This is a genomic window from Terrabacter sp. 05T424 (genome assembly GCF_056396225.1).
Window position 1 is genome coordinate 203180 of sequence record NZ_JBFTLB010000006.1, and the last position, 13772, is coordinate 216951.

Annotated in this window: 9 protein-coding genes; 5 read left to right on the forward strand and 4 right to left on the reverse strand. The window is 70.7% G+C overall.

Annotation, left to right across the window (positions count from 1 at the left end):
• Positions 1-61: 61 nt before the first annotated feature.
• The 3 genes from AC1DE0_RS14460 to AC1DE0_RS14470 all read right to left on the reverse strand — a co-directional run bounded on the left by AC1DE0_RS14460 (position 62) and on the right by AC1DE0_RS14470 (position 4640).
• Positions 62-1843, reverse strand: coding sequence for an ABC transporter substrate-binding protein (locus AC1DE0_RS14460; protein ID WP_478101691.1), 1782 nt, complete (start codon positions 1841-1843; stop codon positions 62-64).
• A 69-nt stretch (positions 1844-1912) separates the two neighbouring features.
• The gene (locus tag AC1DE0_RS14465) at positions 1913-2944 is read right to left on the reverse strand and encodes an ABC transporter permease (protein WP_478101694.1); all 1032 of its coding nucleotides are present in this window, start codon (positions 2942-2944) and stop codon (positions 1913-1915) included.
• 295 nt (positions 2945-3239) lie between these two features.
• Positions 3240-4640 (reverse strand): replication-associated recombination protein A, encoded by a 1401-nt coding sequence (locus tag AC1DE0_RS14470; protein ID WP_478101696.1) that lies wholly within the window; start codon positions 4638-4640, stop codon positions 3240-3242.
• Positions 4641-4660: 20 nt separating this feature from the next.
• Here AC1DE0_RS14470 and AC1DE0_RS14475 point away from each other — a divergent pair, with 20 nt between their 5' ends.
• The 3 genes from AC1DE0_RS14475 (at position 4661) to AC1DE0_RS14485 (ending at position 8381) form a co-directional block, all read left to right on the forward strand.
• Positions 4661-6856, forward strand: coding sequence for an MMPL family transporter (locus AC1DE0_RS14475; protein ID WP_478101698.1), 2196 nt, complete (start codon positions 4661-4663; stop codon positions 6854-6856).
• Positions 6853-7632 carry a GNAT family N-acetyltransferase gene (locus AC1DE0_RS14480; RefSeq protein WP_478101700.1) on the forward strand — a complete coding sequence of 260 codons (780 nt, stop codon included), beginning with the start codon at positions 6853-6855 and terminating at the stop codon, positions 7630-7632. Before AC1DE0_RS14475 ends, AC1DE0_RS14480 begins: the two co-directional genes overlap by 4 nt.
• A 62-nt stretch (positions 7633-7694) precedes the next feature.
• Positions 7695-8381, forward strand: a complete 687-nt coding sequence (locus AC1DE0_RS14485; protein WP_478101704.1) for a DUF427 domain-containing protein — start codon at positions 7695-7697, stop codon at positions 8379-8381.
• A gap of 90 nt (positions 8382-8471) precedes the next feature.
• On the opposite strand, the gene aspS is transcribed toward AC1DE0_RS14485, so the two are convergent.
• On the reverse strand, positions 8472-10283 hold the full coding sequence (gene aspS / locus AC1DE0_RS14490) for an aspartate--tRNA ligase (protein WP_478101706.1): 1812 nt from the start codon (positions 10281-10283) through the stop codon (positions 8472-8474).
• Between the two features lie 130 nt (positions 10284-10413).
• Between aspS and AC1DE0_RS14495 the strand changes: the two genes are divergently transcribed.
• Together AC1DE0_RS14495 and helR are read left to right on the forward strand one after the other, a co-directional pair.
• Positions 10414-11514, forward strand: coding sequence for an acyltransferase family protein (locus tag AC1DE0_RS14495; RefSeq protein WP_478101708.1), 1101 nt, complete (start codon positions 10414-10416; stop codon positions 11512-11514).
• A gap of 95 nt (positions 11515-11609) precedes the next feature.
• Positions 11610-13772, forward strand: a complete 2163-nt coding sequence (gene helR / locus AC1DE0_RS14500) for an RNA polymerase recycling motor ATPase HelR (protein ID WP_478101771.1) — start codon at positions 11610-11612, stop codon at positions 13770-13772.

The following is a 13772-nucleotide window of genomic DNA, read 5'->3' on the forward strand; positions in this document are numbered from 1 at the left end:
ACCCCCACCACGGCGGTCAAATCAGGTTCTACTCTCCCGAGGGAGCGTTGTCACTGATGACTTACTGGTCGAGCCACACGTCGATCAGGTTGGGCATGCCCTTGTTCGGGTTGTTGTGGACGTTGTGCACCTTGGTACCGAAGACCGAGTTGCCCTTGTCGTTGTAGTCCGGGATGGCCAGCAGGTACGTCTCCGTGAGCCACTTGTCCATCTTGCCCCACTCCGGCCCCTGCTCCGTGATGGAGAGCTGCTGGATGCGCTTGATCTCCGAGTCGATCTTGGCGTCGGAGAAGTTGCCGAAGGTCGTGCCACCCTGCGACAGCGCGATCGTGCCGAAGGTGGGCGGGATGATCGAGTCGGCGGACGGCCAGTCGAAGCACCAGCCGCGGGGCGACTGCAGCATGTTGTACTTGCCCTTGGGGTCAAGGACGAGCTTGCGACGCTCCTTGTTCGGGGCGCCGATGTCCTGGACCTTGAAGCCGGCCTGCTCGAGCGCCTGCTTGCGGACCTGGTTGACCTTCTGGGCGGTGTCGTCGTCGTTCGTGTAGTAGTAGATGAGCTCGAACGGCTTGTCGGGACCGTAGCCGGCCGCGGCGAGCATCGCCTTGGCCTTGGCCGGGTCGCCGTCGCCCTGCCCGTTCATCTTGAAGCCCGGGGTGGCCTCGGCCGTGTAGTCCAGGTGGCCGGGGATCTGCGGCGGGATGATCGTGCTGGCGGGCGAGTACGAGTGGGACGTCTCACCGCCGGCCTTGTGGATCGAGTCGAACGGCCACGCGACGGCGATCGCCTTGCGGACGGGCAGCGGGATCTTGCGCGCGTCCATGTTGACCATGATCACGCAGGAGGAGGGGCCCTCCTCGAACTGGGCCTTCTTGTCGCCCTCGATCTGCGGGATGAGTGAGGAGTCGATGGCGTCCCAGTTGAGGCTCGTGGCGTCCTCGCCGTTGGAGGCGAGGATGGCCGTCTGCGTCTTGATGGTGTCGACGCCCCACTTGAAGTGGAAGCCGTCGGGGTAGTTGTGGCGCGCCGGGTCGGTGGCGGGGTCCCAGTTGGGGTTGCGCTTGAGCGTGAGCTCGGTGCCCGGGGTGTACTTGTCGAACATGTACGGGCCGGTGGCCAGCGGGTGCAGCTGGTAGTCGGCCTTCTTGTCCTTCGCCTCGGGGATCGGCGTGAACTGGTTGAAGGAGACGAAGTAGGGCAGCGTCTCGAAGCGCTTCTCGAGGTGGAAGACGATGGTCTTGTCGTCCGGGGCCTCGACGCCCTTCCAGTTCTTGTCGCCCTTGTACGGGCCCTTGTAGTCGGCGCCGCCCTTGAAGAACTCGCGCTGGTAGGTCGGGCCGTTGGCGGCGAGGTCGGGGTCGAACGAGCGCTTGGCAGCGAAGACGATGTCGGCGGCCTTGACCGGCGTGCCGTCCTCGTACTTGATGCCGTCCTTGAGCGTGAAGGTCCACGTCAGGCCGTCCTCGGAGGCCTTGCCGAGGTCGGTGGCGAGGTCAGGAACGAGCACCTGCTTGCCGTCGCGCTCCGTGAACGTGGTCAGTGCGCGGTGCGTCAGCGAGAAGATGACGGCCGTGTCCTGGAAGAACTGGTCGCTCGGGTCCATGTTGGCCGGGGTGCTGGTGTAGGGGACGGTCAGGATGCCGCCCTTCTTCGCACCGGGGACCTCCGGGGCGGGGCCCTTCGCGTCGGGCAGGAGGCCGGCCGAGGCACCCTCGACCGCACCGCCGTTGCCGGCGCCGTTCGTGCCACCGGTGCCAGCGTTGTTGGCGGCCGGCGCGCCGCAAGCTGCGACGAAGCCGAGGGAGGCCGCGGCCCCCACGGTCAGGACTTTGGTCCAGCGCATTGTTGTTTGCTCCCTTTGTGCGTGTCCCGGCGTTTTGCCGGGAACATCTGATGGCCGAGAACCGGTGGGTTATCGGCGGCTGGTGGGGTCGAAGGCGTCGCGGATCGAGTCGCCCAGCAGGCTGAGCGCGAGCACGAGCAGCGACAGGCCGATCACCGAGGGCCACAGCCACAGCGGATACGAGGCGAAGAGGTTCTGCGCATCCGAGATGGTGCGGCCCCAGGAGGCCGTCGGTTCGACCAGGCCGGCGCCGAGATAGCTCAGCGTGGCCTCGTAGGTGATGTAGGCGGGGACGGCGATCGAGGCGGAGACGATGATCGGGCCCACGAGGTTGGGCAGCACCTCACGGAAGAGGATGCCCCGGGTCGGCACACCGATGGCCCGCGCCGCCTGGACGAACTCGCGCTCACGCAGGCTCTTGACCTCACCTCGCACGAGACGGGCCAGACCCATCCAGCCGAAGACGAAGAGGATGACGATGAGCACGACGAAGCGGATCTGCGACGTCTCCTCGGCTGAGAGGTCACCGTTGGACGCGAGGCTCTTCTGCATGATCGGGACGATGGCCAGCACGAGCAGCAGGATGGGCAGCGACAGGAAGAAGTCGATGATCCACGAGATGATCTTGTCGGCGACGCCGCCCAGGTAGCCGGCAATGAGGCCGAGCGTCACACCGATGATCGTCGACGCGGCCGCGGCCACGAACCCGATGATCAGGGACGGGCGGGCGCCGACCGCCCAGCGCGCGAAGAGGTCGCGGCCCAGGCGGGGCTCGACCCCGAGCCAGTGGGCCGCGCTCGTCCCCACGGTCGGGAGACCGTTGATGTCCACCAGCTTGGTGTAGGTGGTGTAGGGGTCGGCCTTGGCTCCCGTCGTCGGGTCGACGGACTCGAGCGAGTAGAGGAAGGGGGCGAAGATCGCCACGACGATGAAGAAGATGATGATCGCGAAGCAGACGATCGCGACCTTGTCCTTCTTGAGCCGGGCCCAGGCGACCTGACCCGGCGAGCGGCCGGTGCGCACCTCCTGGTGCTCACGGACCGGCGTCGAACCCTTCTCGGCGGACTCCTCGGTCAGCACTTCGGCAGAGGGCTCCGGCATGGCGTTCAACGCGTTGTCTCCATCCTGGTGGGATCACATCCAACTCGGGGGAATTCGACACCCGAGTCGCCCCGAGGGGGAGACCAGAGCTGCGCTGCTCCACCCCCGGCGGGACGACGTGAGCCTGCCACACAGATTCGTGCCGTCCAAGCATTGAGACGTGCATGGATGACAAATCGTTACCGAGCACGCGCCCCCGCCACACAATGTCCGCCCACATCCGGACCACCCGAAACAAACGCCCCTCGCAGCACCCGAGTGCCGGTTCCACGCAGGGCCTCACGGTGCCCGGGGATCACTGCCCTCGCGTACGCCCCAGCCGTGTCGACAGCCATTCCCAGCGGGCGCGCAGGCGCTCCTCGAACCCGCGGTCGGTCGGCCGGTAGTAGCTCACCGTGTCGTGGAGGTCGTCCGGGAGGTACTGCTGCGCGGCCACCCCGTCGGGCTCGTCATGGGCGTACACGTAGCCCTTGCCGTGGCCGAGGCGCTCGGCCCCGGCATACCCGCTCCCCCGCAGGTGCGGCGGCACCACGCCCCCCCGCCCCGCGCGTATGTCGGCGATCGCCTCGTTGATGCCGAGGTATGCCGCGTTGGACTTGGGCGCCATGGCGTTGTGCACGACCGCCTGGGCGAGGATGATCCGCGCCTCCGGCATCCCGATCTGGGCCACGGCGTGCATGGCGGCAACGGCGGTCTGCAGGGCGGTGGGGTCGCCCATCCCGACGTCCTCGCTGGCCGAGATGACGATGCGCCGGGCGATGAAGCGCGGGTCCTCCCCCGCCTCGAGCATCCGGGCGAGGTAGTGCAGCGCCGCGTCGACGTCGCTGCCGCGCATCGACTTGATGAGCGCGCTCGCGACGTCGTAGTGCTGGTCGCCGGCCCGGTCGTAGCGCACGGCCGCCTGCGCGACGGCCTGCTCCACGTTGGCCAGGGTGATCTCGACGGGGTCGTCGGAGAGCCGCCCGGCCGGCTGCGCGTCCAGGGCGACGCCGGCGGCCGCCTCGAGCGAGGTGAGGGCCCGTCGCGCGTCCCCTCCGGCGATGCGCACGAGGTGCTCGGTGGCGTCGGGGGCGAGCGTGTGCGCGCCGTCGAAGCCGCGCTCGTCGGTGAGGGCGGCACCGAGCAGGTCGCCGACCTCCTCGTCGGACAGGGACTCCAGCGTGACGAGCACCGAGCGCGAGAGCAGGGGCGAGATGATGCTGAACGACGGGTTCTCGGTCGTCGCGGCCACGAGGATGACCGTCCGGTTCTCGACGCCGGGCAGCAGGGCGTCCTGCTGGGCCTTGGTGAAGCGGTGGATCTCGTCGAGGAAGAGCACCGTCTGGCGTGCGTAGAGGTCGCGCTCGCGCACGGCGGACTCCATGACCGAACGCACGTCCTTGACCCCGGCGGTGACGGCCGACAGCTCGACGAAGCGCCGGTCGGCCACGGTGGCGACGAGGTGCGCGAGCGTCGTCTTGCCGGTGCCCGGCGGACCCCAGAGGATCGCGGACAGGGGGCCGGCGGCCCCTCCCGAGCCCTCGATCAGCCGTCGCAGCGGGCTCCCGGGGCGGAGCACCTTGCCCTGGCCGCGCACCTCGTCGAGGGTCCGCGGGCGCATCCGGACGGCGAGCGGGGCCACGCCGGCCGACGCCGGCTGGTCGCCGCGCTCGGCGGCGGAGGCCGCCCCGAACAGGTCCTCGGTGCTGTTCGACATCACTGTGGAAGGCTATCCGCGTGCTGAAACCCTCTCCTCCCGGCCCGGGTCCGACCACCCGGCTCGGCCGCCTCGGAGCGCTCGTCGCCCGGCACCCACGCTCGTGGGTGCTGGCGTGGGTCGTCGTCGCCGTCACGTGCTTCGCCGTGGCCGTGGGCGGCGTCACGGGCGAGTCCCTCTTCGAACGCCTCCACTCGGGCGCCCCGACCGTCGACTCCGAGGCCTCGCGCGCCCAGGACGTCATCGCCGAGAGCAGTCCGACGTTGCAGACGCTGACCATGCAGGTGTCGGGCGCGGATCTCGGCGACCCGAAGCTCATTGCGGCCGGGGTCGAGCGCACCCGCGCCGTCGCCGGGGTCCCGGGGGTCAAGAACATGCGCTCGCCGCTGCTGGCGCCCGGCGGCGTCGCCGACCTGTCGGTGGCGCCGCTCCTCAAGGGCGGCTCCCCCAGGGCGGGCGGCTTCGTCACGGTCGTCGACTTCGAGCCCGGACTCGACCGAAAGGCCCAGGACACCGCCGAGGCGGCCGCCGAGAAGGCACTGCTGGCGGTGCCCGAGGCGATGGACGCGACCGGCCAGCTGGGCAGCTCGAACAAGGTGATCACCGCCATCACCAGCACGGTCGAGCGTGACCTGCTGCGTGGCGAGGGCATCGCCCTGCCCCTGACGTTCCTCGTGATGGTCTTCGTGTTCGGTGGCTTCATCGCGGCCGGCATGCCGATCATCGGAGCGGTCGTGGCGATCGGCGGAGGGCTGCTCTCCCTCTTCGGCTTCTCCCACGCGGTCGAGCTCGACGCGACGGTCGTCAACATCGTGACGCTCCTCGGCCTCGGACTCTCCATCGACTACGGGCTGCTCACCGTCAGCCGGTTCCGCGAGGAGCTCGCACACCGCGAGCACGACGTGCCGACGCGCGAGGAGGTGGCGCATGCCACCGAGCGCACCGTGGCGACCGCCGGGCGGACCGTCCTGTTCTCGGGGCTGACGGTCGCGATCGCGCTCGCCGGCCTCCTGACCTTCGAGGCCTCGATCATGCGCGCCATCGGCGTCGCCGGCGTCTCCATCGTCCTCGTCGCCATGGTCGTCGCGATCACGCTGGTCCCCGCTCTGTGCGTCCTCGGCGCAAAACGCCTCTCGCGCAAGGCGATCGAGCGGCCGTCCGATGTCGGTCTCTTCTCCCGTCTCGCCCACATGGTGCAGCGACGCCCCATCCTCGTCATCGCTGCAGTCGTCGTCGTGCTGGTGACCCTGGCGCTGCCGACGCTGTCGATGCGCCTCACCTCTTCGGGAACGGAGCTGCTGCCGAAGGGCGCCGACCAACGCGTGTTCTTCGAGGACCTTGCACGCGACTACCCCGCGCTCACCGCACCGGAGGTCACCGTGGTCGCAGCGTCGTCCGACCGGAGCGCCGTGACGGCGTGGGCCGATGGGTTCCGCACGGCCCCCGGCGTCGAGAGCATCACCGTCCAGCCCCTCGGCAGCACCCACCAGCGCGTCGACGTGCGCATGGCGGGCGGACCCACCTCCGACCAGGCGCAGGAGCTGGTCGCCGCGGTGCGCGACAGCCCGGCCCCGTTCGAGACGCTGACGACGGGGCAGGCGGCCGGCCAGATCGACTTCCTCGAGTCCATGTCGGCCCGCGCCCCGTATGCCGTCGGGCTCGTCGCGCTCGGCACCTTCGTGCTGCTCTTCCTCATGACCGGCTCGGTCGTCGTGCCGGTCAAGGCCCTGCTGCTCAACCTCATCTCGCTCGGCGCCGCCCTCGGCGTCGTGGTGTGGATCTTCCAGGAGGGGCACCTCGAGGGCCTGCTCGGCTTCACGTCGGTCGGGGCCGTCGAGTCGATGGTGCCCTTCCTCGTGCTGGCGTTCGGCTTCGGACTGTCGATGGACTACGAGGTCTTCCTGCTCTCGCGCATCGTGGAGTTCCACCGCCACGGAGCCGGCAACGACCGGGCCGTCTCGCTGGGGCTGCAGCGCACCGGTCGGATCATCACCTCCGCCGCGCTGCTCATCGTCATCGTCTTCGCGGGCTTCGTGGCCGGTGACATCCTCATCATCAAGCAGATGGGTCTGGCCCTCGTCGCGGCGGTCGCCATCGACGCGACCCTCGTGCGGATGCTGCTGGTGCCGGCCACCATGACCCTCCTCGGACGGTGGAACTGGTGGGCTCCCGCGCCGTTGCGCCGACTGCACGACCGGTTCGGCATCACGGAGTGACCGGGGTGCGCGCCGGGCACGGGCTGGCGGGCCTGCTCCGGTGGACCGGCGACAACCCCTTCGTCCGGTGGGAGGTCACCGAGGAGCTCGCCGACACGTGGTGGACCACGTCCGGCGCAGTCGCCTTCCAACGCACCCGCAAGGCCACTCGCCGAACCGTCAACGTGATGGGCGACGAGCGTGGCGTCGCCACCCTCCTCGATGCGCTCCCGCAGATCGCCGACGAGATCGACCCGCAGCGAAAAGCCTTCTCCGTCAGCGTTCCCCAGCATCTCGAGCCTCTCCTGCGCGAGCGCTACCGAGTGTTCGAGGGCGGCGACTGGGAGTGGTTCCATACGACGACGCCGCCACGTGCCGACCCCTCACACGACCTCGTGCTCCCGCTCGACGACGTCGCCCGGTCCGACGAGGTGCGAGCGTTCCTCGAGGAGCACTCGCCCACGGCCGACACCGAGCCCGGCGGCGGTGAGCGGTGGTTCGCCGTGGAAGGGCCCGCCGGAGGAGGCAGGCCCGACCGGCTCGTCGCCGTGACGGCCTGGGGCACCACCCGCGCCGGCGCGCCGCACCTCTCGTCGGTCGCGGTCGACGCGCGCGAGCGAGGGCGCGGCCTCGGACGGACGATCGTCGGCGCGCTCACCCGCCTTGCCGTTGCAGAGACCGGCGTGTGCACCCTCGGGATGTACTCCCACAACGACGTGGGCCGCCGCCTCTACCTCGCTCTGGGCTACCAGCAGGTCTGTGCCTGGTCGAGCCGCCCGGTGGTCGTCGACCCTTGAGCGCGCCCCACGGCACGTCTGCGGTCTTGTCGCCGTCGACGCGCGCCGGGGATGCTGGGGAGATGACGATCGACCTGCGATCCCAGCAACACGTGCAGCGCGAACAGCTCCGCTACGCCGCCACCGCCAAGAGGCTCCGGGCCAGCCGCGAAGGGGCCCTCGTCTGCGACACGACCGAGGCGCTGGTGGTGTGGCTGCCACGCCATGTCGTCCCCCAGTACGCCGTGCCCCGAAGCTCTCTCGGCGACGAGCTGCCCCAGGGTGCCGCGGTCTTCGAGGGCGACGGCGTCGACGGCCACGTGCTGCTGCCGTTCGGCGAGTTCGACTGGCTCGAGGAGGACGAGCCGGTCATCGGCCACCCGCACGACCCCTTCTCCCGCATCGACGTGCTGCACAGCACGCGGGAGGTGCGGGTCGAGCTGGACGGCGTCGAGCTCGCCCGGTCACGGCGTCCGGTGGCCCTCTTCGAGACCGGGCTGCCGACCCGGTGGTACCTGCCGACCCACGACGTGCGCACCGAGCTGCTGGCCCCGAGCGACACGAGGACGACGTGCGCCTACAAGGGTCACGCGTCCTACCTCAGCGCCGAGGGTGAGAACGGCCGCGACATCGCCTGGTGCTACCGCAACCCGCTGCGCGAGGCCGAGCCGGTGCGCGACCTGCTGTGCTTCTGGGCGGAACGCACGGTGACCACGGTCGACGGAGCGCGCGCGCACGCCTTCACCGGTCCGCGGCCGGACGACGCCTGAGACGCCGTGGTACGCACGGATGCCGCCCACCCGGTTGGGTGAGCGGCATCCGGACGTACGCGGGCGGTGGCCCTCGTCGAGGTGCGCCGGTCAGGCGCTCGGCGTGGCCGCCTTCTCGGCGGGCTTCGCGTCGACCCCGGCCTCCTTGCGCTGGGCCGCCGTGATCGGGGCCGGCGCGGCGGTCAGCGGGTCGTAGCCGCCACCGGACTTCGGGAAGGCGATGACGTCGCGGATCGAGTCGGTGCCGGCGAGCAGCGAGACGATGCGGTCCCAGCCGAACGCGATGCCGCCGTGCGGCGGCGCACCGAACTGGAAGGCATCGAGGAGGAAGCCGAACTTCTCCTGGGCCTCCTCGTCGGAGATGCCCATGACGCGGAAGACGCGCTCCTGCACGTCGCGGCGGTGGATACGGATCGAGCCGCCACCGATCTCGTTGCCGTTGCAGACCATGTCGTACGCGTAGGCGAGCGCCGATCCGGGGTCGGTGTCGAAGGTGTCCTCGAACTCCTTCTTCGGTGACGTGAAGGCGTGGTGCACGGCGGTCCAGGCGCTGTAGCCGAGGGCGACGTCACCCGAAGCCGTGGCGTCGGCGGCCGGCTCGAAGAGCGGCGCGTCGAGCACCCAGAGGAAGCTCCAGGCCTTCTCGTCGATGAGGTCGCAGCGCCGGCCGATCTCGAGACGGGCCGCACCGAGCAGGGCCCGGCTCGCCTTGGTCGCGCCGGCCGCGAAGAAGATGCAGTCGCCGGGCTGGGCGCCGACGTGCGCCGCCAGACCCGCCCGCTCGGCGTCGGTGAGGTTCTTCGCGACGGGACCGCCGAGCTCGCCGTCCTCCTGGACGAGGACGTACGCGAGGCCCCGCGCACCGCGCTGCTTGGCCCACTCCTGCCAGCCGTCGAGCTGCTTGCGCGGCTGGCTCGCCCCGCCCGGCATGACGACGGCGCCGACGTACTCGGCCTGGAAGACCCGGAACGTCGTGTCCGTGAAGAAGTCGGTGCACTCGACGAGCTCGTTGCCGAAGCGCAGGTCGGGCTTGTCGGAGCCGTAGCGCGCCATCGCCTCGGCATACGTCATCTGCAGGAACGGCGTGGTCAGGTCGACGCCGATGAGCGACCAGATCTCACGGACGATCGCCTCGCCGAGCTCGATGACGTCGGCCTGTTCGACGAAGCTCATCTCGATGTCGAGCTGGGTGAACTCCGGCTGGCGGTCGGCGCGGAAGTCCTCGTCGCGGTAGCAGCGCGCGATCTGGTAGTAGCGCTCCATGCCGGCGACCATCAGCAGCTGCTTGAACAGCTGCGGGCTCTGCGGCAGGGCGTACCAGGAACCCGGCGCGAGGCGTGCCGGCACGAGGAAGTCGCGGGCCCCTTCGGGCGTCGAGCGGGTGAGGGTCGGGGTCTCGATCTCGACGAAGTCGCGCGCGCCGAGCACCGTGCGGGCGGCCGCGTTGACCTTCGAGCGCAGGCGGATCGCCGACCCGGCCGAGCTGGCGCCGGGGCGGCGCAGGTCGAGGTAGCGGTGCTTGAGGCGGGCCTCCTCGCCGACCGTGACGCGCTCGTCGATCTGGAACGGCAGCGGCGCGGCCGGGTTGAGCACCTCGAGCTCGCTGACGATCACCTCGACGTCACCCGTCGGCAGGTCGGGGTTGGCGTTGCCTTCGGGACGCTCACGCACCTCGCCGGTCACCTTGATGCAGTACTCGTTGCGCACGTCGTGGGCACCGCCCTCGGCGAGCACCTCGTCGCGCGCGACGACCTGGACCACTCCGGAGGCGTCCCGGAGGTCCATGAACGCGACCCCGCCGTGGTCGCGGCGTCGGGCCACCCACCCGGTCAAGACAACTGACTGGCCGACATGACCATGGCTGCCGGCACGGAGCGTGCCGGCCTCGTGAGTGCGGAGCACGGAGGATCCTTCCGAGGACGGGTGGGGGGTGCGACGCGTGGGGCCGCTGGCGTTCTGGTGACCTCGCACGCGGTCGGCGTGCGGCACCGAGGTTTCATCCTAGACCGGGTCCACCCCTAGCCTTGTCCGCGTGCAGCACAGCCGAAGCCGCGACCTCGACGGCGTCCGAGGGCTCGCGATCCTCCTCGTCGTCGCAGCGCACTCCGGCCTGCCGGTGCGCTGGGGTGGCCTGTCGGGCGTGACGCTCTTCTTCGTCCTGTCCGGCTACCTCATCACCAGCCTGCTGCTGCGCGAGTGGGACCGGTGGGGGTCGATCAGCCTCTGGCGCTTCTGGGGCCGTCGCGCGCTGCGCCTCCTGCCGGCCCTGCTGCTGCTCCTGCTGCTCGTGCCGCCGCTGCTGCTGGCCACGGGCGACGAACGCCTCACCGACTACCCCGTCGCGGCGCTCGCGTCGCTCTTCTACGTCGGCAACTGGGTGCGCATCGCGGGCACCGACCTCGGGGTCCTCAACCACCTGTGGTCGCTCTCGGTGGAGGAGCAGTTCTACGTCGTGTGGCCCGCGGTCTTCATCGCACTGATGACCTGGCTGCGCTCGCGTGCCCTCGCCGTCGTCCTCGCGCTGGCCGCGGTCGCGACGTTCTACTCGGTGTGGACGCAGGGAAGCGAGGCCCGTCTCGACATCTCGACCGAGACGAACGCGTTCGCCCTGCTGCTCGGCGTCGCGCTGGCCTTCGTGCTCACGGGGGTGCGGCGCCGTGGTTGGCAGCTGCCCACGACGAGCCCGGCCGTCCCCTTCATCGTGATGGTCGCGGTCTCGTCGTTCCCCGGTCGCGGGCTCGAGGTCGACCACCCGCTCTTCCGGCCACTCGGCGCCGTGTACGCCCTCATCGGGGTGTGGCTCGTGTATGCCGCAGCGACAGGCCGGTCCCGGCTCGTGGGCTCACGGGTCATGGTCTTCTTCGGCACGGTCAGCTACGCGCTCTACCTCTGGCACCAGACCTTCATCAACAGCCGGCTGCTCGGTGAGCACTCGACGCCCCGCAACCTCGTGCTCATCGCCGCGGCCGTGCTCGTGTCGTGGCTGTCGTGGGTGCTCGTCGAACAACCCGTCAGCCGGCTCCGTGGCCGCTTCCGCCTCGACCGGCCCTCGGCCCGCCAGGAGGCGTATGCCGCATCACGCGCGGCAGACATGGAGAAGGAGGGACCACGTCCCTCCACTTCCAACGTATAGCGCACAGGGGGTCTTGCGGCAAGGCCCCGGTCGTGGCCGAGAATCACGGTCCACCCTGGTCGCGACACCCGAGCGGAGCCCACGTGACACCAGACGTGACACCACTGACCACCGATGCCTTCGACCTGCCCGCCCACCTCTCCCACAAGGCCGACCCCGCCCTCATCGCCGGCGACGATGAGCACTTCGCCGCCATCGCGAGGAGCCTGGACCAGACGATCACCGAGCTCTCCGACCGCCTCGACGCCGTGCGCCGTGCGCCGGCAGGACACGGCCAGACCGCCCTCGAGCGCGACCAGGAGGTGCACCGGCTGACCGCACGCCTGCGGGCCCTGCGCCGCTACGGGATCGACCTCACCCTGGGCCGCATGGTCGCGGCGGACGACCCCGAACCGGTCTACGTGGGCCGGTTCGGCCTGACCGACGAGGAGGGCCGGCGCCTGCTCGTCGACTGGCGCTCCCCCGCCGCCGAACCGTTCTTCGGCGCCACGCACGGCAACCCGATGGGTCTGGCCAACCGGCGGCGCTACCGGTGGACCCGGGGACGCGTCGGCGACTACTGGGACGAGGTGTTCGTCGAGGACGGCATCGACCACCACGCTGCCCTCGACGACCAGTCCGCGTTCATCGCCAGCCTCGGCGCCAACCGGTCCGCCCGCATGCGAGACGTGCTCGGCACCATCCAGGCCGACCAGGACGCCATCGTGCGCGCCGGCTCCCGCGGCCCGCTCGTCGTGGACGGCGGTCCCGGCACGGGCAAGACGGTCGTGGCCCTGCACCGGACGGCATACCTGCTGTACTCCGACCCCCGCCTCGGGCACCGCCGCGGCGGGGTGCTCTTCGTCGGCCCCCACCAGCCGTACCTCGCCTACGTCTCCGACGTGCTGCCGAGCCTCGGCGAGGAGGGAGTGCAGACCTGCACGCTCCGCGACCTCGTGCCCGAGGGCGCCTCGGCGCCCGACGAGACCGACCCGGAGGTCGCCCGGCTCAAGGCTTCGATCGAGCTGGTCCGGGCCATCGAACCGGCGGTCAGGCTCTACGAGGAGCCGCCGACCGAGCGCGTCGAGGTCTCGACCCCGTGGGACGACGTGTGGCTCGGACCCGACGACTGGGCCGCGGCGTTCGAGGCGCCTTCGCCCGGCACCCCGCACAACGAGGCGCGCGACGTGATCTGGGACGAGCTCGTGTCGATCGTCGTCGACCGGCACGACGACGAGGAGGCCGCGCCCGAGATGATCCGCGCGGCCGTCGAGCGCGACCGCGACCTCCGCGCAGCCCTCGCCCGGGCGTGGCCGATGCTCGAGGCCACCGACCTCGTCGGCGACCTGTGGTCGGTCCCGGCCTACCTGCGCCGGTGTGCCCCGTCGCTCACGGTCGAGCAGGTCCGTGCGCTCCAGCGGGCCGACGCGACGGCGTGGACGCGGTCCGACCTTCCGCTGCTCGACGCTGCGCGCCACCGGCTCGGCGACCCCGAKGCCTCCGACCGGCGCCGGCGGCGCGAGGCCGCGGTGGCCGCCGACCGCGAGGAGATGGCCAAGGTCGTCGAGCACCTCATCGCGGCCGACGACTCGGAGATGCACCTCATGTCGATGCTGCGGGGCGCGGACCTGCAAGGGGCGCTCGACGACACGGACGACACCGGTGCCGATGCCGACCTGCTCGCCGGCCCGTTCGCGCACGTCGTCGTCGACGAGGCCCAGGAGCTGACCGACGCCGAGTGGCAGATGCTCCTCGCGCGGTGCCCGTCGCGCAGCCTGACCATCGTCGGGGACCGGGCGCAGGCACGGCACGGCTTCACGGAGTCGTGGGAGCAGCGGCTCGCCCGCGTCGGGCTCGACCGCGTCACGTTGAGCTCGCTGAGCATCAACTACCGCACCCCCGAGGAGGTCATGGCCGAGGCCGAGCCGGTCATCCGGACGGCTCTTCCCGACGCGAACGTCCCCATCTCGATCCGCCGGAGCGGCGTGCCCGTCGTGCACGGGTCTCGCACGGACCTCGAGGCCGTCGTCGAGAGATGGCTCGCCGATCACGACGACGGCGTGGCCTGCGTCATCGGCGACTCTTCGTTCGTGCCTCGGCCCCGGGTGCAGTCCCTCACCCCCGAGCTGTCCAAGGGCCTCGAGTTCGACCTCGTGGTGCTCGTCGAGCCCGGGTCGTTCGGGTCGGGGATCGAGGGCGCCGTCGACCACTACGTCGCGATGACCCGTGCCACGCAGCAGCTCGTGGTCCTCGGCGGTGACGCAGCACCGGCCGCCTAG

Bases quoted from the DNA above. Each gene is read 5' to 3' on its own strand.
- AC1DE0_RS14485 (WP_478101704.1), top strand. From the start codon at position 7,695: ATGACGATCGACCTGCGATCCCAGCAACACGTGCAGCGCGAACAGCTC.
- AC1DE0_RS14465 (WP_478101694.1), bottom strand. From the start codon at position 2,944: ATGCCGGAGCCCTCTGCCGAAGTGCTGACCGAGGAGTCCGCCGAGAAG.
- AC1DE0_RS14470 (WP_478101696.1), bottom strand. From the start codon at position 4,640: ATGTCGAACAGCACCGAGGACCTGTTCGGGGCGGCCTCCGCCGCCGAG.
- AC1DE0_RS14460 (WP_478101691.1), bottom strand. From the start codon at position 1,843: ATGCGCTGGACCAAAGTCCTGACCGTGGGGGCCGCGGCCTCCCTCGGC.